The sequence below is a fragment of the Brevibacterium sp. 50QC2O2 genome (genome assembly GCF_024580675.1).
Lineage (GTDB): Bacteria > Actinomycetota > Actinomycetes > Actinomycetales > Brevibacteriaceae > Brevibacterium > Brevibacterium moorei.
This window is the reverse complement of record NZ_JANIJZ010000009.1, coordinates 14,492-36,483: the sequence shown is the minus strand read 5'-3', so window position 1 is coordinate 36,483 and position 21,992 is coordinate 14,492. Positions and strand designations below refer to the sequence as shown.

18 protein-coding genes are annotated in these 21,992 nt (G+C 68.7%); 12 read left to right on the top strand and 6 right to left on the bottom strand.

Translation table 11 applies throughout. The features are described from left to right. Position 1 precedes the first annotated feature (1 nt). The 4 genes from NQ038_RS08735 to NQ038_RS08720 are packed head-to-tail and all read left to right on the top strand — an operon-like array spanning position 2 to position 4,475. Positions 2 to 793 carry a CoA-transferase subunit beta gene (locus tag NQ038_RS08735; protein WP_257062434.1) on the top strand — a complete coding sequence of 264 codons (792 nt, stop codon included), beginning with the start codon at positions 2 to 4 and terminating at the stop codon, positions 791 to 793. Positions 794 to 807: 14 nt separating this feature from the next. Next, the gene (locus tag NQ038_RS08730; RefSeq protein WP_257062433.1) at positions 808 to 2,028 is read left to right on the top strand and encodes an acetyl-CoA C-acetyltransferase; all 1,221 of its coding nucleotides are present in this window, start codon (positions 808 to 810) and stop codon (positions 2,026 to 2,028) included. Between the two features lie 3 nt (positions 2,029 to 2,031). Further along, positions 2,032 to 3,279 carry a CoA transferase gene (locus NQ038_RS08725; protein WP_257057976.1) on the top strand — a complete coding sequence of 416 codons (1,248 nt, stop codon included), beginning with the start codon at positions 2,032 to 2,034 and terminating at the stop codon, positions 3,277 to 3,279. A gap of 14 nt (positions 3,280 to 3,293) precedes the next feature. After that, positions 3,294 to 4,475: an acyl-CoA dehydrogenase family protein gene (locus NQ038_RS08720; protein ID WP_257057974.1), complete on the top strand. Its 1,182-nt coding sequence runs from the start codon at positions 3,294 to 3,296 to the stop codon at positions 4,473 to 4,475. A gap of 77 nt (positions 4,476 to 4,552) precedes the next feature. Here NQ038_RS08720 and NQ038_RS08715 read toward each other — a convergent pair whose 3' ends face one another. Together NQ038_RS08715 and NQ038_RS08710 are read right to left on the bottom strand one after the other, a co-directional pair. Beyond that, positions 4,553 to 5,656 (bottom strand): CaiB/BaiF CoA-transferase family protein, encoded by a 1,104-nt coding sequence (locus NQ038_RS08715; RefSeq protein ID WP_257062432.1) that lies wholly within the window; start codon positions 5,654 to 5,656, stop codon positions 4,553 to 4,555. Then, complete coding sequence (locus tag NQ038_RS08710; protein ID WP_257062431.1) at positions 5,653 to 7,455, bottom strand: acyl-CoA dehydrogenase family protein; 1,803 nt, start codon at positions 7,453 to 7,455, stop codon at positions 5,653 to 5,655. The genes NQ038_RS08715 and NQ038_RS08710 overlap by 4 nt, the downstream gene beginning before the upstream one ends. A gap of 81 nt (positions 7,456 to 7,536) precedes the next feature. Here NQ038_RS08710 and NQ038_RS08705 point away from each other — a divergent pair, with 81 nt between their 5' ends. Beyond that, the gene (locus NQ038_RS08705) at positions 7,537 to 8,451 is read left to right on the top strand and encodes a LysR family transcriptional regulator (protein WP_257062430.1); all 915 of its coding nucleotides are present in this window, start codon (positions 7,537 to 7,539) and stop codon (positions 8,449 to 8,451) included. Here NQ038_RS08705 and NQ038_RS08700 read toward each other — a convergent pair. Then, entirely contained in the window at positions 8,435 to 8,923 is a 489-nt protein-coding gene (locus NQ038_RS08700; RefSeq protein ID WP_306427869.1) for a MaoC family dehydratase, read from the bottom strand. The genes NQ038_RS08705 and NQ038_RS08700 overlap by 17 nt on opposite strands. Before the next feature lie 190 nt (positions 8,924 to 9,113). On the opposite strand from NQ038_RS08700, the gene putP reads away from it, so the two are divergent. Both putP and NQ038_RS08690 read left to right on the top strand, forming a co-directional pair. Next, positions 9,114 to 10,622, top strand: coding sequence for a sodium/proline symporter PutP (gene putP, locus NQ038_RS08695; RefSeq protein ID WP_257047799.1), 1,509 nt, complete (start codon positions 9,114 to 9,116; stop codon positions 10,620 to 10,622). Continuing rightward, entirely contained in the window at positions 10,619 to 11,269 is a 651-nt protein-coding gene (locus NQ038_RS08690; RefSeq protein ID WP_257047798.1) for an NUDIX domain-containing protein, read from the top strand. The genes putP and NQ038_RS08690 overlap by 4 nt, the downstream gene beginning before the upstream one ends. An 11-nt stretch (positions 11,270 to 11,280) precedes the next feature. Here NQ038_RS08690 and NQ038_RS08685 read toward each other — a convergent pair whose 3' ends face one another. Continuing rightward, positions 11,281 to 12,105 (bottom strand): enoyl-CoA hydratase-related protein, encoded by an 825-nt coding sequence (locus tag NQ038_RS08685; RefSeq protein WP_257062428.1) that lies wholly within the window; start codon positions 12,103 to 12,105, stop codon positions 11,281 to 11,283. A gap of 129 nt (positions 12,106 to 12,234) precedes the next feature. Next, positions 12,235 to 12,987 carry a sulfite exporter TauE/SafE family protein gene (locus NQ038_RS08680; protein ID WP_257047796.1) on the bottom strand — a complete coding sequence of 251 codons (753 nt, stop codon included), beginning with the start codon at positions 12,985 to 12,987 and terminating at the stop codon, positions 12,235 to 12,237. A 152-nt stretch (positions 12,988 to 13,139) separates the two neighbouring features. Here NQ038_RS08680 and NQ038_RS08675 point away from each other — a divergent pair, with 152 nt between their 5' ends. The 4 genes from NQ038_RS08675 to NQ038_RS08660 all read left to right on the top strand — a co-directional run bounded on the left by NQ038_RS08675 (position 13,140) and on the right by NQ038_RS08660 (position 18,828). Continuing rightward, complete coding sequence (locus NQ038_RS08675) at positions 13,140 to 13,727, top strand: dienelactone hydrolase family protein (RefSeq protein ID WP_257047795.1); 588 nt, start codon at positions 13,140 to 13,142, stop codon at positions 13,725 to 13,727. 168 nt (positions 13,728 to 13,895) lie between these two features. Continuing rightward, positions 13,896 to 14,927 (top strand): 3-oxoacyl-ACP synthase III, encoded by a 1,032-nt coding sequence (locus tag NQ038_RS08670; RefSeq protein ID WP_257047792.1) that lies wholly within the window; start codon positions 13,896 to 13,898, stop codon positions 14,925 to 14,927. Further along, positions 14,924 to 17,791 (top strand): alpha/beta fold hydrolase, encoded by a 2,868-nt coding sequence (locus NQ038_RS08665; protein ID WP_257062426.1) that lies wholly within the window; start codon positions 14,924 to 14,926, stop codon positions 17,789 to 17,791. The genes NQ038_RS08670 and NQ038_RS08665 overlap by 4 nt, the downstream gene beginning before the upstream one ends. Further along, the gene (locus NQ038_RS08660; RefSeq protein WP_257062425.1) at positions 17,791 to 18,828 is read left to right on the top strand and encodes an NAD(P)-dependent oxidoreductase; all 1,038 of its coding nucleotides are present in this window, start codon (positions 17,791 to 17,793) and stop codon (positions 18,826 to 18,828) included. The genes NQ038_RS08665 and NQ038_RS08660 overlap by 1 nt, the downstream gene beginning before the upstream one ends. Before the next feature lie 83 nt (positions 18,829 to 18,911). Here NQ038_RS08660 and NQ038_RS08655 read toward each other — a convergent pair whose 3' ends face one another. Continuing rightward, the gene (locus NQ038_RS08655; protein WP_306427876.1) at positions 18,912 to 19,742 is read right to left on the bottom strand and encodes a GTP pyrophosphokinase family protein; all 831 of its coding nucleotides are present in this window, start codon (positions 19,740 to 19,742) and stop codon (positions 18,912 to 18,914) included. A 218-nt stretch (positions 19,743 to 19,960) separates the two neighbouring features. Here NQ038_RS08655 and NQ038_RS08650 point away from each other — a divergent pair, with 218 nt between their 5' ends. Further along, on the top strand, positions 19,961 to 21,877 hold the full coding sequence (locus NQ038_RS08650) for an acetate--CoA ligase (RefSeq protein WP_257062424.1): 1,917 nt from the start codon (positions 19,961 to 19,963) through the stop codon (positions 21,875 to 21,877). Positions 21,878 to 21,992 lie beyond the last annotated feature (115 nt).

Sequence of the window (21,992 nt, the reverse complement as noted above, 5' to 3'; positions counted from 1 at the left end):
GATGACCGCTCCCGAAACCACCCCGGCCGCCGACTACTCGCAGACCGAACTCATCGTCTGCGCCGCGGCGAAGATGCTGCGCGGACGCAACACCGTCTTCGCCGGGGTGGGACTGCCCACCCTGGCCGTCGATCTGGCCGCCCGGACCGTCAACCCCGATGTCGAGCTGATCTACGAATCCGGTGTATCCGGTGCCCATCCGGAGGCCATGGCCGAGGGCATCGCGGACTCCGTGGTCGTCTCCGGCGCCGAGGCCGTGCTGAGCATGCAGGGCCTGTTCGGCTATGTGCTGCAGGGCGGCAATGTGGACGTGGGCTTCCTGGGCGCGGCCCAGATCGACCGCCACGGCTCGCTGAACACCTCGTTCATCGGCTCCTGGGACAAGCCGACGGTCCGCCTGCCGGGCTCCGGCGGGGCGGCCGACATCATGGCCAACGCCGGCGAGGTCTTCGTCATCATGCGCCGCCACGACCCGGCCGCCCTGCCCGCGCAGCTGGACTTCGTCACCTCGCCCTCGCCGGTGGCCGCGGCCGCGGACCCCGACGGCATCCCGCCGGTGGGCTACGGGGTCAGCACCGTCATCACCCCGCTGGGGATCCTGCAACGGCCGGACCGGATGGCGGAACTCGAACTCACCCACGTCCACCCCGGCGTGAGCGTCGACGAGGTCCTGGCCCAGACCGGCTGGGACCTGCGGGTCGCCGAGAACGTGAGCCGGACCCAGGAGCCCACCGCGCACGAGGTCCACCTGCTGCGCGACGAAATCGACACCGTGCGCCTCTACCTGCGCTGAAAGGAACAGCATCCATGGAAATCGTCATCTGCGAACCCCTGCGCTCCCCCGTCGGAGCCTTCGGCGGACAGTTCAAGGACGTCCCCGTCCAAGAACTCGGCCGGCAGGTCCTCACCGGTCTGCTGGAGCGCACCGGCCTGCCGCCTGCCGTCGTCGACGATGTGATCTTCGGCCACTGCTATCCGCAGATGGAGGCCCCGGCCCTGGGCCGCGTGGTCGCCCTTGACGCGGGCATGCCGGTGACGGTCCCCGGCCGGCAGGTGGACCGCCGCTGCGGTTCCGGCCTGCAGGCGGTCGCCGACGCCTACGCGATGATCAATGCGGGCTTCGCCGAGGTCGTCATCGCCGGCGGAGCCGAATCCATGAGCCGCGCGCCCTTCTTCAACGAGGAGATGCGCTGGGGCATCCGCCAGGGCAATGTCACGATGAAGGACAGCCTGGTGCGCGGACGCCTGACCGCGGGCGGCTCGGACTACCCGGTGCCCGGCGGGATGATCGAAACCGCCGAGAACCTGCGCGTCGAATACTCGATCGGCCGCGAGGAACAGGACCGCTACGCTGCCGCCTCCCACCGCAAGGCCGCAGCCGCCACCGCAGCGGGTCGGTTCGCCGATGAGATGGTGCCCATCATCCTGCCGGCCACCCGCAAACAGCCGGAACAGCGGGTCGTCCTCGACGAGCACATCCGCCCCGACTCCACCGAGGAGAAGCTCGCCCGTCTGAAGCCGCTGCGGCGCGGGGTCGACCCGGAGGCCACCGTGACCGCCGGCAACGCCTCGGGCCAGAACGACGGCGCCTCGGCCTGCATCGTGACGACCAGGGACCGTGCCGAGGCCCTGGGGTTGAAGGCCTATGCCAAGGTCGTGGGCTTCGGCGTGGCCGGCGTGCCGCCGCGCACCATGGGAATCGGACCGGTCCCGGCGACCGCTGCCGCCCTGGAGCGCGCGGGTCTGAGCCTGGGCGATATCGACCTGATCGAACTCAACGAGGCCTTCGCCGCACAGGTGCTGGCCTGCACTAGGGAATGGGAACTGAGCGAGGCCGATATGGCCGAGCGCCTCAACGTCAACGGTTCCGGCATCTCCCTGGGCCACCCCGTGGGCGCCACGGGCGGCCGGATCCTGGCGACCCTGCTCCACGAGATGGACCGACGCGGGTCCCGCTATGGCCTGGAGACCATGTGCATCGGCGGCGGCCAGGGCATCGCCGCGGTCTTCGAGCGGCTGGAGGCCTGAACCATGGGCGAAGCGCAGACACCGAAAGGCCGGACCGCGGCCGGGACGCCGCCGGAGGGGACCCTGCCCCTGGCCGGGACCACCATCGTGGAGAACGCCTCCTTCGTGGCCGCCCCCACCGCCTGCCTACACCTGGCCAAGCTGGGCGCCAGGGTGATCCGGATCGATCCACTCGGCGGTGGGCCCGACTTCGGCCGCTGGCCGCTGGCCGATAGCGGGGACTCCCTGTTCTGGCACACGGCCAACCGGGCCAAGGAATCGGTCGCGCTCAATATGCGCGACCCCCGCGGCAAGGAATTGGCGCAGGCACTCATCACCGCCCCGGGCGACGATCGCGGCGTGTTCGTGGAGAACAGCGTGGGCCGCGCCTTCCTCGACGATGCGGTGCTGCGCGCGAACCGACCCGATCTGATCCACGTCAAGGTGTTGGGTTCCACCGACGGCGGACCCGCGGTGGACTACACGGTCAACGCGGAATCCGGTATCCCCACCATCACGGGACCGGCCGCGGACCCCCGCCCCACCAGCCACGCCCTGCCGGCCTGGGACCTGCTGTGCGGGCAGATGGCCGCGACCGCCGTGGTCACCGGACTGCTGCAGCGGGCCACCACGGGCCGCGGCGTGTTCGAGGAGATCTCGCTGGAGGACGTGGCCCGCACCTCGGTGGCCGACCTGGGCTGGTACTCCGAGACGCTGCGGGCAGCCGGCGGCCGCCCCAAGGTGGGCAACCACGTCTACGGCACCTTCGGTCAGGATTTCGCCACCCGCGACGGCAGGATCATCGTCGTGGGCATCACCAAGCGCCAGTGGGCCGCACTGCAGAAGGTGACGGGCACCGAAGAGGTGTTCGCCGCCCTGGCGCAGAGCCTGGACGTGGACTTCGCCGACGAGGGCGTGCGCTACACCCAGCGCGAGCTCATCGTCGCAGTGGTCTCCGGCTGGTTCACCGCCCACACCACTGACGAGGCGCTCGCGGCCCTGCGCGCCGCCGGCGGCCTGGCAGCGGCCTACCGCACCCCGACCCAGGTGGCGGCGGCTGTCGGCACGGCGCCCGCCGCCGGACTGTACCGGACCGCTGGGGGCCAACTCGGCGATCTGGTGGTCGGGACCTCGGCCATCCGGGTCGACGGATACGCGCCGCGGGCGGACCGGCCCGTAGTCTTCGGCGCCGACACCCAGCGCGTACTGGCCGAGGATTTGGGCATGAACGACAAGGAGATCGCCGGTCTGCGCGACCGCGGGATCATCTGAAGAAGGGATCAACCATGACGCACAAGCCACGCCCCCGTCCGGGAACACCGCACTATATGACCGAGGACCGCGTCGAACTCCAGGCCATGGCCAGGCAGTTCTCCGACGAAGTCGTCCGGCCCATCGCCAACGAACTTGACCCCGTTGAGGGCCAGTTCCCGGAAGAACTCGTCGCCCAGATGGGCGAGCTCGGATTCTTCGGCATCATGATCCCGGAAGAATACGGGGGCCTCGGCCTGGGCGTCTTCGAATACTGCCTCGTGGCCGAGGAACTCTCCCGGAACTGGATGTCGGTGGCCGGCCTGCTGGCCCGCGGCAATGGCATGGGCGGGGGGTTCACCCCCGCACAGGAGGCCCGCCTCCTGCCGAAGGTGGCCACCGGCGAATACCTGGGCGCCTACGCCCTGTCCGAGGCGGAAGCGGGCTCCGACGTCGCCAACATCCAGTGCAAGGCAGAACGCGACGGCGACGAATGGGTCATCAACGGCACCAAGATGTGGTGTACCTACGCCGACATGGCAGACTACCTCGTCCTCTTCGCCCGCACCTCGGTCGACCCCGACCCGAGCAAACGCCACCGCGGCATCTCCTGCTTCCTCGTCGAGAAGGAGCGCGGGAAGTTCCCCAAGGGCATCAGCGGCAACCCCGTGAAGAAGATCGGCTACTTCGGCTGGCATACCTGGGAGCTGTCCTTCGATGACTTCCGGCTGCCCGCCGATGCGCTGCTGGGCGAAGAGGACCGCGGCTTCTACCTGGCCGTCTCCGGCTTGGAAGTCGGCCGCGCCCACACCGCTGCGCGCTCCATCGGCCTGGCCCAGGCCGCCCTGGACGCCGCGATCGACTATGTGCACGTGCGCAGCCAGTTCGGCCACGAACTGGCCGACTTCCAGCACCTGCGCTTCAAAATCGCCGATATGGCCGCCAGGATCGAGGCCTGCCGCCAACTCATGTACTCCGTGGCCAGCGATATCGACACGGGCAACCGCTGCGACAAAGAAGCGGCCATGGTGAAGTACCTGGCCGGTGAGATGAGCGAGTACGTCACCAGCCAGGCGCTCCAGATCCACGGCGGCGCCGGCTATACGAAGGACTTCCCGGTGGAGCGCTACTGGCGCGATGCCCGCCTGACGAAGATCTTCGAGGGCTCCTCGGAAATCCAGATGCGCATTATCAGCGATCAACTGTTGGGCCGCTGACCCCACCCACAGCACCGACCCGTCACATATGTGGGTTCTCCGGGTGGAGGACCCACATATGTGACGGGTCGGCGTGCTCAGCGGGCCTGTTCGGCCGCCGGGTGCCGGTAGGTCGCCGGGGTGCGCGTCAGTTTGATCGGCGAGGCCACCTGGCGGGACCCGTCGTCGAACTCGACGATCATCCCCCTGTGCGCGGTGTGCGGGTGCTGCACCACCTGGGCCGCGTTCAGGATCGGACCGGCGGGCACGCCGATGGCCATGAGTTCCGCCGCGACCTCCTGCGCATCGTGGTCGGCCAGCAGCCCCTCGAGGGCCTCGCGCAGTTCCGCCCGATGGCCCAGTCGGGCCGCGTTATCACAGAACCGCGGATCGGCGGCGAGGTCAGCGGCCCCCAGGAACTCGACCAGCCGGGCGAACTGCCCGTCATTGCCCGCCGTGATGTAGACCGGGCCCGTACCCGTGAGGTAGGCGGAGTAGGGCGCGATGTTCGGATGGTCGTTGCCCGTCAACCGGGGTTCGACCCCCGAAGCGAAGTAATTGGGCAGATGCGGGTGCATCACGGAAAGCCCGGAGTCGAACAGCGTGGCCTCGACCCGCTGGCCCGACCCGCTGCGCTGCCTTTCCTGCAGGGCCATGAGGATCCCCAGCGCGGCATTCATACCGGTCACCATGTCCACAGCCGGCATCCCGATGCGCGTCGGCCCCGAATCCTGCGTGCCGTTGACCGACATGAGTCCGGACATCGCCTGGATGATCGCATCGTAGCCGGGCAGTCCGCCCAATGGACCGTCGTCACCGAAGCCGGTGATGCTGCAGTGGACCAGCCGCGGGAACCGCTCGGGAAGCACCGTGACCGGGTCCAGCCCCCACTTCGCCAGGGTGCCGGTCTTGAAGTTCTCCACCAACACATCCGCGCCGGCCAGCAGCTCCTCCAGCTGTGCGATCCCGCCGGGCGTGCGCAGATCGAGGGTGATGCAGTCCTTGTTCCGGTTGATCCCGGCGAAGTAGGCCGACACCCCTTCTCTGATGAACGGCGGGCCCCAGCTACGGGTGTCATCGCCTGACGGCGGCTCGACCTTGACCACGGTGGCGCCGTGATCGGCCAGGATCTGTGTGCAGTAGGGCCCACCCAGGATCCGCGAGAGGTCGACGACGACAATGCCCTCAAGCGCCCCGCTCATCGGGTCCCCGCCAGGATCGATTCGACGGCCGCCCGGGCCCGTTCCCGGTCGAACGGAACGCCCGCGACCAGGTCGTCGATCACCTCGGCGTCGTCGGCGGCGGGTTCCAGCGGATCCTGCGGCAGCAGTTTGTGGCGCACCACCAGGGCCGCCAGGACCAGGCGCGTCCAGTCCCCGGACCGCTGCCCGACGTGGGCGCCCTCCCAGGTCAGGACGATGGCGCTAACCAGGTGGTAGGTCGCCGAGGCCGCCTGCCGGACCCGCTCCTGCTCCGTTCCCATGGGCAGCAGTTCGAGCAGGTGCATGATGCGCCCGGTCAACTCCTCCAGATGCCCGTGCAGCACCGCCGGCACGCTGCCGGCGGGCGCGCCATCACCGGCGGCTCCGGTGCCTGCGGCCTCGGCCAGCAGGTCCTGCAGATGGCCGATCAGCGGTTTGAGCGATTCGGACCGGTGGGCCGCCCTGATCACGTCCAGGGCCACGATGTTCGAAGTGCCCTCCCAGATCGAGCCGAGCTGGGCATCGCGGAAGACACGGGCGTCGCCGAACTCCTCGATGTAGCCCACTCCCCCACGCACCTCCATCGCATCCGCGGTGACCTTGCGCGCGTCGCGGGTCGTGCGGAACTTCAGCAGGGGTGTGAGGATCCGCAGCACCGCGGTGGCACGGGAGTCCCCGGCCTCGGATTTCGCATAGACGTCGGCGGTGTGCAAGACCATGGACAGGCCCTGCTCGGTCGGCAGCAGCAGCTTCGCCAGCTGTCGGCGCTGCAGCGGCAGCTTGTTCAGGGTGCTACCGAAGGCCTCGCGGTTGGCGCACACATAACGGGCCTCGGCGAAGGCGCGGCGCATCAGCCCGGCCGAGCGGACCCCGTTGGACAGGCGCGAGGGGTTGATCATATCGGTCATCTGCTTGAAGCCCTGGCCCAGCTCCCCCACCAGATAGGCCGTGGCACCGTCCAGGCTGACCTCGCCCGACGGCATCGAACGGGTCCCCAGTTTGTCCTTGAGCCTGACGATCCGCTGGGCGTTCTGCGTGCCGTCGGGCAGGTGGCGCGGCAGCAGGAACAGGCCGATGCCCTTGATGCCCTCGCCGGCCCCGGCCGGGCGGGCCAGGACCATGGAGAGTTCGGCGTCGACGTTCGAACAGAACCACTTCTGCCCGTGCAACGACCAGGTGCCGTCACCGTTGTCCACAGCACTCGTCTCGATCCGGCCGGTGTCGGAGCCCGCACCCTGCTCGGTCATGAACATCGCGCCCTGGAGCAGGGTGTCCAGATCGGTGCTGGTCAGCCCTGGCAGATAGCGCTCCTGCAGCTGCTGCGAGCCGAACTTCCGCAGCACCCGGGTCAGCGAATCGGTCATGGACACAGGGCATTCCAGTCCGAACTCCGCCTGTGCGAAGAGGTAGAAGAACAGGTATTTGACCACCGGGGGCATCACCTCGGGCCAGCCCAGGACGCCGGGCCGGTGGCTCATCGCCGCCATCCCCAGATCTCCGTATGCCACCTGCTGCAGGGCGCGGTAGGCGGGGTGGACCTCGACGGATTCGAGGTCCTGGCCGGTTCTGGTGCGCGGGCGCAGCACCGGCGGATTGCGGTCGGCGATCCCGGCCAGCTCATCGAGCTCGCCGCCCAGCCGCGGGCCCAGCGCTGTCAGGGTCGGGCGCAGATGTTCCAGCAGCCGGTCGTCGATGTAGAGGGGCAGCAGGCTGCGCAACGAGGTGTCGTCGGCGAACCGGTCGATCCCGAAGCTATCCGGCACCACCGACGTATCGTCGGCCACGGTCGTATCCACCATAATCTCCTTTGATAGGTTGAAATCAAGCTATCGCGTGGGAGACCGCGGAAACAAAGAGGTTGTGACTATGGGATATAAGCAATGGCTATCGTCGAGCCCAGCCTGAAACGCCTCCGATACTTCGTGGCGCTGGCCGAATACGGCAAGTTCCAGGCGGCCGCCGACGAGGTGGGGATTTCGCAGCCGGCGCTCAGCGCCGAACTCAAACGGCTCGAGGACTTCGTCGGCACGCCGCTGTTCCATCGGGCGCCCGCGACCGTACTGACCGCAGCAGGCGCGGCACTCCTGCCGTATGCCAAGGCGGCGGTGGGCGCCGCCCAGGATTTCAACGCGCGCGCACTGCAGCTGCGCACGGGGGCGGCTTCGACCCTGACCGTCGGAACCGTGATGACCTTCGTGCACCGCGGGCTGCCCGAGGCGATCAGGAACTTCACCCGGCACAATCCGGGAATCGTCGTCAAGACGGTTGAGGCGTCCTCGGCCGCGCAGAGCGATATGCTGCTGGGCCACGAGATCGATGTGGCCTGCGGGCACATGCCGCTGGATTCGCCCCTGGTCGACTGCCGTGAGGCCTCGCAGGAGGGATTCTGGCTGTGCACGGGGGCGACCGAGACGGTCACGACCGTCGCGCAGACCGCTAGCCTGCCCTATGTCATCTTCCGGCGCAGCGCCTCTCCCCTGTACTACGAGCACGTGGTGGGGATCTGCCGGGCCGCGGGCTTCGAGCCGCGGATCGAACACGAGACGACCAGCTGGGCCGCCGCCGTCGAGATGGTGGCACACGGGCTGGGCGTATCCCTGGTACCGGGGCCGGTCGCCGGCAGTTACCGCACCGACGCCCGGCTGCGCCTGCACCGGATCGACCGAGGCGCCGAGGCCCCACAGGCCTGGGTTTCCGTGCGCCGGGAGGCGGCCGGGACGCCGGCCGACCGGCTGGCGCGCGGCATCATCCGCGCCGCCGGCCGTGCTGCGGAGTCGGTTACTCCTCGACCATGACGGTGACCGATTCCGCCACGCAGGCGGGACGTTCGGCGCCCTCGATGGCGATCGTGTGTTCCATCACCACCTGGATGCCGGAGGGCTTCCGGTTGACCTCCTTGAGCACGATCGTGTCCTGGACCTTCGAGCCCACCGGCACGGGGCTGGGGAAGCGGACCTTGTTGCAGCCGTAGTTGATGGCCATCTTCATACCGGTGACCTTCTGCACCTGGGCGCCCAGGACGGGCAGCAGGGACAGGGTCAGGAAACCGTGGGCGATCGTCGTGCCGAAGGGGCCGTTCTTCGCCTTCTCCTGGTCGATGTGGATCCACTGGTGGTCGCCGGTGGCATCGGCGAACATGTTGACACGCTCCTGCGTGACCTCGAACCAGTCGCTCTTGCCCAGCTCCTGGCCGACCAGTTCCATCAGGCCGTCATAGCCCTTGATCTCGCGCACCATAATGGTCTCCTTCGTCCTCGTGCGAATCATTGTCGAATCATCGTGCGGATCGTCGTATCGATCCATTGCGTCGATCCTGCCGCGGGTTCCAAGACCCGCTAGTGAGCGTTCGTTCAGCGCTCGACATCATCCTAACCAGTCCCACCAGACGATTCCAAGATGTGGCCGGTGGCGACTTCTGGCACTCTGGGGAATGACCATCCCCTTTGAAGGAGTCCCCTTGTCCTCCCAGATCTTCCTGTACACGGCACTGGGCCTGTACTTCGCCGCCATGCTGTTCATCGGGTACCTCGGCTGGCGCAGGACCAGCGACCACGAGGACTACATGCTGGGCGGGCGGAATCTGCCGCCGTGGGTCGCAGCGATCTCCGCCGGGGCCTCCGATATGTCCGGCTGGCTCATCATGGGACTGCCCGGCGCCATCTACGCGACCGGCCTGATCGAGGCCTGGATCGCCGTCGGTCTGCTCATCGGCTCGTACCTGAACTGGCGGATCGTCGCGCCCCGGCTGCGCTCCTACACCTACATCGCGAACAATTCGATCACCCTGCCCAGCTTCTTCGAGAACCGACTGCGCGATAGGTCCCGGCTGCTGCGCACCGTCTCCAGCATCATCATCCTGGTCTTCTTCACGCTCTACGCCTCTTCCGGAATGGTTGCCGGCGGCAAGTTCTTCGAGAGCTCCTTCGGCGGGGACTACATGTTCGGCATGCTGCTGGTCACCGTCATCACCCTGGCCTATACGCTCTTCGGCGGCTTCCTGGGGGCCTCCATGACGGACGTGGCCCAGGGGCTGATGATGGTCGTCGCCCTGGTCGCGGTGCCCATCGTCGCCATTGTGACAATCGGCGGGTTCTCCCAGACCGCGACGATCGTGGAGACGGTCAGCCCGGCGAACCTGTCCTGGTTGGGCGCCGGCCACTTCGATGCCACCACCGTCGTCATCACCATCGCATCGGGCCTGGCCTGGGGCCTGGGCTACTTCGGCCAGCCGCACATCGTCGTGCGCTTCATGGCGCTGCGCTCGTCCGCCGAGGCCGCCTCGGCCCGCCGCATCGCCACCGGCTGGCAATTCCTGTCCCTGGCCGGCGCCGTGGTTGCGGGCTTCGTCGGCATCGCCTACTTCCAGAAGTTCGGGTCGGCCCCGGCCGACCCGGAGACCGTCGTCCTATTGCTCAGCCAGGTGCTGCTGCACCCCTTCGTGGCGGGCCTGGTGCTGGCGGCCGTGCTCGCGGCCATCATGTCGACCCTGTCCAGCCAGCTCATCGTGTGCTCCTCGGCCCTGGTCGAGGACATCTATCGGGCCTTCCGGCGGACCCCGCCATCGGGCCGGACACTGGTGGTGCTGGGTCGTGTCGGGGTGCTGGTGATCGCGCTGATCGCCATGCTCATGTCGATCAGCCCCAATGACACGATCCTGGGCCTGGTCAGCTTCGCCTGGGCGGGCTTCGGCGCGGCCTTCGGCCCGGTCGTCCTGCTCAGCCTGTTCTGGCCGAAGCTGACGAACTGGGGCGCCCTGGCCGCGATGCTCACCGGCACCGTGGTTGTCTTCGTCTGGCACTATCTGCCCGGGACCCTCTTCGAGCTCTACGAGCTGCTGCCGGCCTTCATCCTGGCCACGGCAGTGGGTATGGTCGTCAGCATGTGCACCCATCGCCACGATCCCGAGATCCACGCGGAGTTCACGGCCGCCGCGGCCGAGGCCTCATCCAAGAGGAGTGCAGCATGAACGTCCCGACCGGTACACCCGTCCCGATCCGTCCGGCCGTCAGCGTCCTGGTCGTGCGCGACGGTTCCTCCGGCCCCGAGGTCTTCGTCCAGCACCGCGTGCAGACGATGGACTTCGCCGCCGGCGCGGTGGTCTTCCCCGGCGGCCGCGTTGATCCGGTCGACTACGCCAGGGCCCAGGCCAGGGCCGCCGAGCAGGGGTTCGACTCCGCACGGTTCGCAGCGCACGAGCGGGCCTGGGCCGCCACCGATATGGCGGCTGTGCCGCTGCACCCTGCCGTGCTGCTGGCCTGCGGCAGGCGCGAGGTGGAGGAGGAGACCGGTTCCCTGTTGCCGAGCGACTGCCTGCTCCCCTGGGCCAACTGGGTCACCCCGCCCGGACCACCGCGGCGCTTCGACACGTACTTCTACGTCGCCCCGGCCTCGGCCGCCGGGCTGCTGCGCAACACCACGACCGAGGCCAAGCGCTCGGAGTGGCTGCCCGCGGCGGTCCTGCTGGAGCGCGGGGGTGCCGGCGAACTGCTGCTCATGCGCCCGACCCGCACGCTGCTCGAAGAACTGGTGGACCTGGGCGGCTGGGATGCGGTGCGGGCTGCGAGCGCGCACCGGTCCATCGTCCCGGTGCGCAATGACCGGCCCCAGGTCTAACCGGCGGGCTCTCAGCCCTTGCGGGCTTTCAGCTGGGCCATCCGGCGGGCCACCACCCGTTCCTGTTCGGCGCCGCCGATGAGCTCGCCGATGGCATCCTGTTCCCTGGCGAAACCGGTCTCCAGGGTCGCGGAGGGGTCGACCGCCAGATTCGTCAGCTCCTTGGCGTAGACCAGCGCCGGACGTGAGCCGGCGGCCAGTTCCCCCGCCAACTCCAGTGCCCGCTGGGCCGCCTGCTCGGCCAGTTCTTCGACCAGGCCCAGGCTCAGGGCCTCGCTGCCCAGCACGGTCCGCCCCGTCATGATGAGGTGCTTGGCCCGGCCCAGGCCCACCAACGGCGGGAGCAGCTGGGTGCCGCACATATCGGGGACCAGACCCCAGTTGATCTCCATCATCGACAGCTTGGCGTTCGGCTGGGCCACGCGGATGTCCGCGGCCAGTGCCAGCTGCAGGCCCCCACCCATCGCCACGGTGTCGATGCCAGCTACCACGGGGACCTCCAACAACTGCCAGACGTAGACGGCCTGCTGGGCCAGGGCCTTGACCGGTCCCAGGGGCGCGAGGTCCTGCACCAGGTGAGCGGTCCCGTCGACCATCTTGGAGAACTCCCCCATGTCCAGCCCGGAGCAGAAGCCGCGGCCGGTGCCGGTCAGCGCCACGGCGCGCACCTCGGCCCGGCCCCGCAGGGCGGTGCCGGCCTCGACCAGGTCGGCGAAGACCTCGGCGGTCAGCGAATTGAGGCTGTCGGGCCTGTTCAACCGCACATGGGCCACCCCGTCCTCGCGCAGGGTGGTCACGACGGTGCCGTGGGTGGCCGTGGTGGACTGTTCGCTCATGATGCTCCTTTGCATGGACTGAATCGGCTGCAGGGTCCGCAGCCGTGCGCAGCCGCGCGGCCGAACCATCCACAGCTTAACAAGCGTTCAGCCAGGGGTTCGACTCACCAGGGATTCGGCTCAAGCGGTTCAGGCCAGCAAGAAGACGCCGCGTACGATCGTCACGACCCCGCCCAGGCCGGCCAGGACCACGGCGGTGCCGCGGGCAGTACCCATGGTGACGACCTTCGCCACGGCCCCGCCGATCCACATCCCCACCAGCACGGTGGCCACGATGATCGGCAGGATCCACCAGGGCGGCAGCTGTGCGGTGGTCACCGTGCCGGTGAGCAGTTTGACCGTCACGGAGAAGATGCCCATTGTCATGAAGGTCGGCTGCATGGTCGCGGCGAAGGACCGCTGGTTCCAGCGGGCGAACTTCGAGTAGATCACCATCGCAGGGGCCGCGACTCCCGCCGTGGTGTTGAGGAAGCCACCGATGATCCCGGCCGCGCCGGTGAGTGCGGAGGACGACAGATGCGGCAGGCGGGGTACCCCGAAGGTCAGCAGCAGGCCGATGACCACGATGACGCCGATGATGATGTCGAGCCAGGCGGGGTCCGTGTGCCCCACCAGCGCCGCGGCGGGAAAGGCGCCCACCAGGGCGGCGGGCGCGATGATGAGGTAGCGCTTCCAGTCGACCTCGTGGAAGACCGCCAACATGATCAGGAAGCCTGACACGATGGTCGCGGTGTTCGTCACGAACACGCCCAGTGCGGGCCCCAGCAGCAGGGTCAGCACGGGTGCGACGACCAGTCCCACTCCGGTGCCCGAGAGCCGCTGCAGGATCACCCCGATGAGCACCGCCACAATGATGAATGGCAGCAACGGCACAAAGGACACGTGCCTTCCCCCTTCTCCCCGACTCCGCATCGTCCATCCGACCGCGGAACAGTCCCACCCTGGACCTTCTCATTCTTACATCAGCCCGGCGCGCTCACATCAGCCCACCGGGTCCTTCCCCCGGCCGGGACCGCACCTGTAGGCTGGGCCACATGTCCACCGTCGTACTGTTCCACTCCGCCCTGGGACTGAACCCGGGTCTGCGCGAGATGGCCGAGCGCCTGCGCACAGCCGGCCACACCGTCCACACCCCCGATTACTACTCCGGCCATGTCTTCACCGACACCGCCGCCGGGATCGCCTACCGTGACGAGGCGACCTTCCCCGAATTAGCGCGCCGGGCCGCGGCCGAGGTCGAAGCCCTGCTCGCCGATGTCCCCGAACGCTCCGTGGTGTTCGGCGGCTTCTCCCTGGGGGCGGCGATGGCCCAGTCGATGGGCAAGCGCAATCCGAAGGCCGCGGGCGCACTGCTGTTCCATGCCGGCGGGGCGCCCAAGGCCACCTCTTGGCCGGCCGAGGTCCCCCTCCAGATCCATCACAGCGTCGACGATCCGTGGGTCGAATCGAGCCAGGTGGCGACCCTGGTGGACTCGGTCGCGGGGGCGGGCGCGCAGGCCTCCCACTTCGTCTATCCAGGGTCGGGGCACCTGTTCGCCGACCCCACGACGCCCGACTACGATGCGGCCCTGGCCGAACTCATGTGGGGCAGGGTGCTGCGCTTCCTCGACGCCGAGGTGTGACCCGCCGGTGACACCACGGGGAGAACCACCGGCACGGCCGCGGACGTCACCGCCTCGGATGTAGCGGCCCTCACGGGGTGGATCAGCAGACGTTCAGGGGTGTCGCGCTAGGATTGTTTACAGACTTTTTCAGGCTGTCCGGTCACAGCGCTCACAAATTACGAACGGATGCTTTTGAACGGCAACACGACATTCCGGCACTCAAACGTGGCTCTTCTCTCGGTCGTGGAGGTCACGGCCCCCAATGAAGTGACATCCGATTCGTTCGACGAGGAGCTGGCCTCCACGCTCGAACACCTGCACCTGCCCAAGCGCCTGCTGCAGCGGGTGGCCGGGGTGAACGCGCGCCGCAACTGGGACGATCCGCATGATTTCATCGCCGGTGCCGCCCAGGCCGGCCGCGATGCGCTGGCCCGGTCGGGGGTCCCGGCCGAGTCGATCGGCCTGATGATCAACACCTCGGTGACCCGCGAGTCCCTGGAGCCCTCCGTCGCGGTATCGGTCCACCACGGGATCGGGCTGCCCACCTCGGCGATGAACTTCGATATCGCCAATGCCTGCCTGGGCTTCGTCAACGGCATGACGCTGGCCGCGACGATGATCGATTCGGGACAGATCGACTATGCGCTCATCGTGGCCGGCGAGGACGCCTCCCGGGTGCAGCGCGCCACGATCAACCGGCTCTCCCGCGACGGCATCACGCGCGAGGAGTACCTCAACGAGTTCGCCTCCCTGACCCTGGGCTCGGGCGCCGCGGGCGCTGTGCTGGGCCGGGCAGACCGGCACCCGGAGGGTCACCGGATCCTAGGCGGGGTGACACGGGCGGCCACGTGGAACCACGGACTGTGCGTAGGCGACCACAACGGCATGTTCACCGATACCCAGGGCCTGCTGTCCAATGGCATGGAACTGGTCACCGCGGCCTGGCACGAGGCCCAGGCCAACGGCTGGGACTGGTCCGATATGGACCGCTACGTCACCCACCAGGTGTCCAACGTCCACTCCAACGCCATTTCCCGCGCGGTCGACCTGGATCCGGCGAAGATGCCCAAGACCTATCCCGTGCTGGGCAATGTGGGCCCGGCCTCCCTGCCCATCACCCTGGCCCGACAGGTCGACTCCCTGTCCGCCGGCGACCGGGTGCTGGCCATGGGCGTGGGCTCCGGTCTGAACACCGCGATGACGGAGATCATCTGGTGAGGCTTCCCGCACGGCCCGCCACCACAGTCGACGGCCTGCCCGAATGGGACGCGCGCTGGTCGCGGATCCTGACGGTGCGCACGGCCGATGGCCCCCACACCTTCCACCTGCTCGACACCCTGCCGGCGCTGCGCGAGGCCGGGATCGAACCGACCGGCACCATCGTGGCGGTGCACGGGAATCCGACCTGGTCCTATATGTGGCGCCGGCTGGCCGCCGAGTCCCTGCGCCGTGCGGGCACAGGGACATCGGGCAGCACCGGTGCCGAGGCGAACGCCGGCGCCTGGCGCGTGGTCGCGGTGGACCAGCTGGAGATGGGGTACTCCGAGCGCCTCGAACACGACGCCCTGCCCTCTCCCCGGGGCGAGGGCTACCGCCGGCTGGCCGAGCGGGTGGGCGACTTGGACGCCGTGGTCCACGCGATCCTGCCCGAAGCGCCCTCCACCCAGCGGCTCGTGACGATCGGCCACGACTGGGGCGGGGTCATCAGCCTGGGCTGGGCAACCCGCAATACGGACCTGATCGACGCGGTCATCAGCTGCAATACCGCAGTGCACCAGCCGGAGTCGGCCCCGGTGCCCGCTCCCCTGCAGGCGGCCCTGGCCGGCGGCCTGCTACCCACCTCGACCGTGCTGACCGACGCTTTCCTGCGGGTGAGCCTGTCGCTGTCGGAATCCATGGACCGGACCACTCGCAGGGCCTTCCGCTCGCCGTATCGACATCCGCGCGATCGCGGTGGGATCGGCGCCTTCGTCGCCGACATCCCGGTGGACGCCTCGCACCCCTCCGATGCCGAACTCCAGCGGATCGGTGCGGACATCGCCGCCTATGAGGGTCCCGCGCTGCTGCTGTGGGGGCCGAAGGACCCGGTTTTCTTGGAACGCTATCTGCGGGATTTGCGCCAGCGCCTGCCGCAGGCTGACCTGCACCGCTTCGAGAAGTTCAACCACCTGTTCACCGAGGACGTCCCCTATGCCGGGCTCGTCTTCGACTGGTTGGAACAGCACGTCCCCCACGCGGACACCCCTGCCGGCACTGCATCCGGTACCGGCGCCGCGGCCGGAGCCGGAGCCGAGGCGCCGGACCAGGACGGTACAGGCGCCCGGTCCGATGCGGCCTCGGCCCCGGCGGGGGCCGCTGCGGCCGATACCGACCCCGAGGCCGACGATCCGCCCTTCATCTTCGACGCGCTGGCCGCCCGCGGCGCCGAACGCGCCGTGGCCAGCGTCGATATGACCAAGCGGCCGGCCCAGGCGATCAGCTGGGCCCACCTGGCCGGCGTGGTCGATGCCATCGCCAAGGGCCTGGGGCAGCTGGGCCTTAAGAAGGGCGACCGGGTCAGCCTGCTGGTGACCCCCGGCAACAATCTGACGGCCGCGGCCTATGCCGTGCTCAAGGCCGGCGGCGTGGCCGTCGTCGCCGACGCCGGCCTGGGCCCGGCGGGGATGACCAGGGCGATCAAGTCCGCCGACCCACAGTGGATCATCGGCGGGGCCCCCGGCCTGGCCCTGGCACGCGGCGGCAATTGGCCGGGCCGCCGGATCTCCGTGAGCCCCATGGGCCTGCTGGCCCGCAAGGGCCTGCGCGTGGAGACCAGCCTGACCGAACTGTCCCGTACCCCGGTACCCCGCCAGGATATGAAGGCACCGGGCCGCAGTGCCGCCGCGCTGGTGGGCGAGCAGGCTCCGGGACTCGACGACGACGCCGCGATCCTCTTCACCTCCGGCTCCACGGGCCCGGCCAAGGGCGTGCGCTATACGCACCGCAGGCTCGGCGAACTGATCCGTCTGCTGGGCTCGCGGTTCCACGTGGAACGCGGATCCGGCCTGGTGGCGGGCTTCGCGCCCTTCGCACTGTTCGGACCCGGTCTGGGCGCCACCAGCGTCACCCCGGACATGTCGGTGACCAAGCCGCGCACCCTGAGGGCCGCGGCCCTGGCCGATGCGATCTCCGCGGCCGACTGCACCATGGCCTTCGCGTCCCCCGCCGCCTGGACGAACGTCGTGGCCACCGCCGATGAACTCGACGCCGAACAGCTCGAGGCCTTCGGGCGCATCGATCTGGTGCTCTCCGCCGGCGCCCCCGTACCGCTATCGCTGATGGACGAGCTGACCCACTGGTTCCCACGCGCGCAAATCCATTCGCCCTACGGAATGACCGAGGGCCTGCTGCTGACCGACATCGATCGCGACGGAGTGGCCGCGGCAGCCGCCGACCAGGACGATCACGGGGTCTGCGTCGGCACTCCGATCCCCGGTGTGCACCTGGCCCTGGCACCGCTGGACTCTCAGGGCGTGCCCGCCGAGGAGCTGCTCCTGGATCGGGAAGCCCACGGCAAGCTGGGCGAATTCGTCGTCAGCGCCCCGCACATCAAGGCCGGCTACGACAATCTGTGGAAGACCGATGAGCAGTCCAAGCGCGATACCGCCCTGGGGCTGACCTGGCACCGCACCAATGACATCGGCCATATCGACACCTCCGGGCGGGTCTGGCTGGAAGGACGCGTCCAGCACGTCATCACCGCGCCGGCGGGCCCCGTGGGCCCCGGCGGGATCGAGGCAGTGGTCGACGAACTGCACGGGGTCACCCGTTGTGCCGCGGTGGGCGTCGGGCCGGTGGGCACCCAGGCGATCGTCGTGGTGCTCGAACCCACCGCCGAGATGCCGGAGCCGGGCCAGGCTCCCCTGGAGATCACCGAGCAGGTCCGCTACACGGCGCAGCGGGTCCTGGGCCTGGACGTGGCAGCCGTGCTGATCCCGCCGAAATTCCCCACGGACATCCGCCACAACTCCAAGATCGACCGCTCGGCACTGGCCGACTGGGCCGCCACAGTGCTGGCCGGCGGTCCGGTGAGGAAGTTCTGATGCGCGTCCTGGTGACGGGGGCCTCGGGCCTGCTGGGCTCTTCGGTGGCACGCGCCCTGGTCGCGGACGGGCATACGGTGACCACCCTGCAGCGGCGGCCCTCCGGGGTGGACGGCGCACACGATGTGTTGGGCTCCACCACCGATTCCGAGGCGGTGGCCAGGGCCATGGCCGGCCGCGCCGCTCCGGGCCCGAAGGCCGGCCAGGACGGTGCTGCGCAGAGCGCCGCCGACGTGCCGGGTGCCGGGCAGGACGCCGTGGTGCACCTGGCGGCCAAGGTGTCCATGGCCGGCGACCCAGCCGATTTTGATCGGGTCAACATCGACGGCACCCGCAATGTCGTCACAGCCGCGCGGGAAGCCGGAGTGCCGCGCTTCGTGCACATCTCCTCGCCCTCGGTTGCCCATGCCGGGACCTCGATCGTGGGCGAGGGCGCGGGACCGGCGGATCCGCAGCGGGCCCGCGGCGACTACGCCAGGACCAAGGCCGCCGGCGAACTCATCGCCCTGGGCGCCGACGCAGATGACTTCCGCGTGCTGGTGCTGCGGCCCCATCTGATGTGGGGCCCCGGCGATGCCCAGTTGACCGAGCGGATCATCGACCGCGCCAAGGCCGGCAGCCTGCCGATCCTGGGCAGCGGGGCGATGCTGGTCGACACCCTGTTCGTCACGAACGCCGTGGATGCGATTGTGGCAGGTCTTACCGCGGTGGACCAGGCGCACGGTCAATCCCTGGTGGTGACCAACGGCCAGCCCCGGCCGATCGGCGAACTGCTGCGGCGCATCGCGCTCGCAGGTGGCGCCGCCGAACCACGCCTGCGGGTACCCGCCGCGGTGGGCCGGGCCGCGGGAACGGCGGTGGAACGGGTCTGGAACCTAAGCGAACACGACGACGAACCGCCGCTGACGCACTTCCTGGCAGAACAGCTGTCGACAGCGCACTGGTTCGATCAGCGCCGCACCCGTGAGGTCCTGGACTGGACGCCGGCGGTGTCGATCGAGCAGGGGCTGGAGCTGGTGGCCCGGGCATACGCCTGAAACCGGAACACGTCGTTTCCCCGCCGACACGGCCCTACAGTGGCGTGTTCCTGGGCAAACGACGTGTTCCGACGCCCGGGCCCCTATTCCCGGGTGGCGCGGCGCAGCAGCTGCGCCTGCTGGGTGCGCACCGAGTCGCGCATCGAGTCCGCGCTGCGGCGCACCCTGGTGTCGCGGTCACCGCCGCGGATCGCGATGTGCAGCCACTCCATCTGCCCGTCGAGCCGGCCGGCGGACTCCGCGGCATCGCGCAGGCCCTCCAGGAGGTTTTCCGGAACCTCGCGGTCGTACTTGTAGTAGATCTTGTGCTCCAGGCTCGCCCAGAAGTCCATTGCGATGGTGCGCAGCTGGATCTCGACCACGGTGTCGACCTGGCCGGTGGACAGAAAGACCGGTACCTTGACGATAAGGTGCAGGCTGCGGTAGCCGTTGGGCTTGGGCCGGGCGATGTAGTCCTTGACCTGCAGAATCTGGATGTCGTCCTGCCCGCTGAGCAGTTCGAACACATGGTAGACATCGGTCACGAAGCTGCAGACCACGCGCACTCCGGCGATATCGGTCAGATTCTCCCGCAGTTCATCCAGGTCCCCCGACAGGCCGCGGCGCCGGATCTTGTCCATGATGGATTCCGGGGACTTCAACCGGGAGCTGATGTGCTCGATCGGGTTGTACTCGCCCAGTTCTTCGAATTCCTCGACCAGATTGTTCAACTTGGTCGTGACCGTGTCGATGCCGAACTTATAGGGAAGCAGGAACCGGGTGACCTCGGATTTGAGATCCTGGAACCGACCGCGCAGTTCCTCCCGCCCGTCTTCGGTCAGGGCCGGCGCGCTACCGCCGTCCAGGGCGCGGCCCAGCATTCGGCCGAGTTCGCTCAGGACCTTGCGTTCGCGCGGGGTTATGTCGGGGGTCATCTCACTCACGTGAGCAACCCTAGTGCCGGAAATTGAATCCTGCCTGGGTCTTGCGGGGGTCTGCGTTCCCCGCACAGGGCCGGCACGTTGAACCGACCGGCGGTCCGCGCGTGCGTACCAGCTCGGACGCGGTACCGCCAGTTTCCGTGATGCAACGCACGTCGGCTACTGTGGGCGCTACAGACAATCCCCAGCCCATCGAGGAGGATCGGCACCCCATGTCAACGACACCGAATCCCTATGAAGTGGCCGCACAGCGCGCCGCAACCGACCCGGAGTCCTTCTGGCTCGAAGCCGCAGACCTGATCTCGTGGACCAAGAAGCCCACCAAAGCGGTCGACGACAGCCGTGCGCCCATCTACCGCTGGTTCCCCGACGGCGAACTCAATGTCGCCTACAACGCACTGGACCGCCACGTCGAGGCCGGCCGCGGCGCCGACGCTGCCCTGATCTACGACTCGCCGGTCACCGGCACCAAGCGCACCTACAGCTATGCGGAACTGACGGACTTGGTCGCCCGCTTCGCCCAGGGCCTGGCCGATCACGGCGTGGTCAAGGGTGACCGGGTCGTCATCTACATGCCGATGATCCCCGAAGCGGTCATCGCCATGCTGGCCTGCGCCCGGCTGGGAGCGATCCACTCGGTGGTATTCGGGGGCTTCTCCGCGGCGGAACTGGCCGTGCGCATCGACGACACCGCCCCCAAGGCGATCGTGGCGGCCAGCTGCGGCGTGGAGCCCAAGCGCATCGTCGACTACAAACCGCTGCTGGACCAGGCGATCGAGCTGGCGGCCGCGAAGCCGGAGTTCGTCGTCGTCAAGCAGCGCGAGCAGCAGCCGGGCGACCTCGTCGCCGACCGCGATCTGGACTTCGACGAGCTGCTGGAGGCCACGCAGAAGCAGGCGCCGTGCACCCCGGTGAAGGCCACCGACGAGCTCTACGTGCTCTACACCTCGGGCACCACGGGCAAGCCCAAGGGGATCGTGCGCGACTCCGGCGGCTATGCCACCGCGCTGGCCTGGTCGATGCCCAACCTGTTCGACCTGCACCCGGGCGACACGATGTTCACCGCCTCCGATGTTGGCTGGGTCGTGGGCCACAGCTACATCGTCTATGCTCCCCTGCTGGCCGGAGTCACCACGGTGCTGTTCGAGGGCAAGCCGATCGGCACGCCCGATGCCGGCACCTTCTTCCGCGTGGTCAGCGAACACAAGGCCAATGTCTTCTTCGCCGCGCCCACCGCCATGCGCGTCATCCGCAAGGAGGACCCGGAGGGCGAACTCATGAAGAAGTACGACATGGACCAGCTGCACGCCTGGTACATGGCCGGCGAGCGCCTGGACCCGGACACCTACGAGTGGACCACGGAGAAGCTCAAGGAGGCCACGGGCCGCGATATCCCGGTCATCGACAACTGGTGGCAGACGGAGACCGGCTGGCCCATCGCGACGAATCCGATCGGCCTACACAAGTACCCGCTCAAGGCCGGCTCCCCCACCCTGCCGACCCCCGGCTACCAGGTGGAGATCCTCGACGCCGCGGGCAACCGGGTGCCGGCGGGCCAGGACGGCCTGGTGGTCGTCAAGCTGCCGCTGCCGCCGGGCACCATGACCACGGTGTGGGGCGATGACGAGCGGTTCATCTCCTCCTATCTGTCTGCCTTCGACGGCTACTACCTGACCGGTGACGGCGGCTATCTGGACGAGGACGGCTACGTCTACGTCATGGGCCGCACCGACGATGTCATCAATGTGGCCGGCCACCGCCTGTCCACCGGTGTGCTCGAGGCCGCGATCGCCGCGCATCCGGCTGTGGCCGAGTGCGCCGTGATCGGCGTGTACGACGAGACCAAGGGCCAGGTTCCGCGCGCCTTCGTGGTGTTGAAGAATCTGCCAGACGGTGTGCCCCAGGACATCCGGGATTCGCTGGTCAAGCAGGTGCGCACCGAGGTGGGCCCGGTTGCGGCGCTGAAACAGGTCGACATCGTCGATGCCCTGCCCAAGACCCGCTCGGGCAAGATCCTGCGCAAGACGATGCGCGAGATCGCCGACGGCAAGGCGAATGTCGTGGTGCCCTCGACGATCGAGGACGCGGGCGTATTGGACAACCTGCGCGGGGCCCTGTCGGGCAACTGACGCGCAGTCCTGCACCGTCCCACACGGATGCCCCGGAAGCGGGGTGATGACCAGGTATACCTGGTCATCACCCCGCTTCCGGGGCATCCGTGGTCGTCTGTGGTGTGGAGCGTGC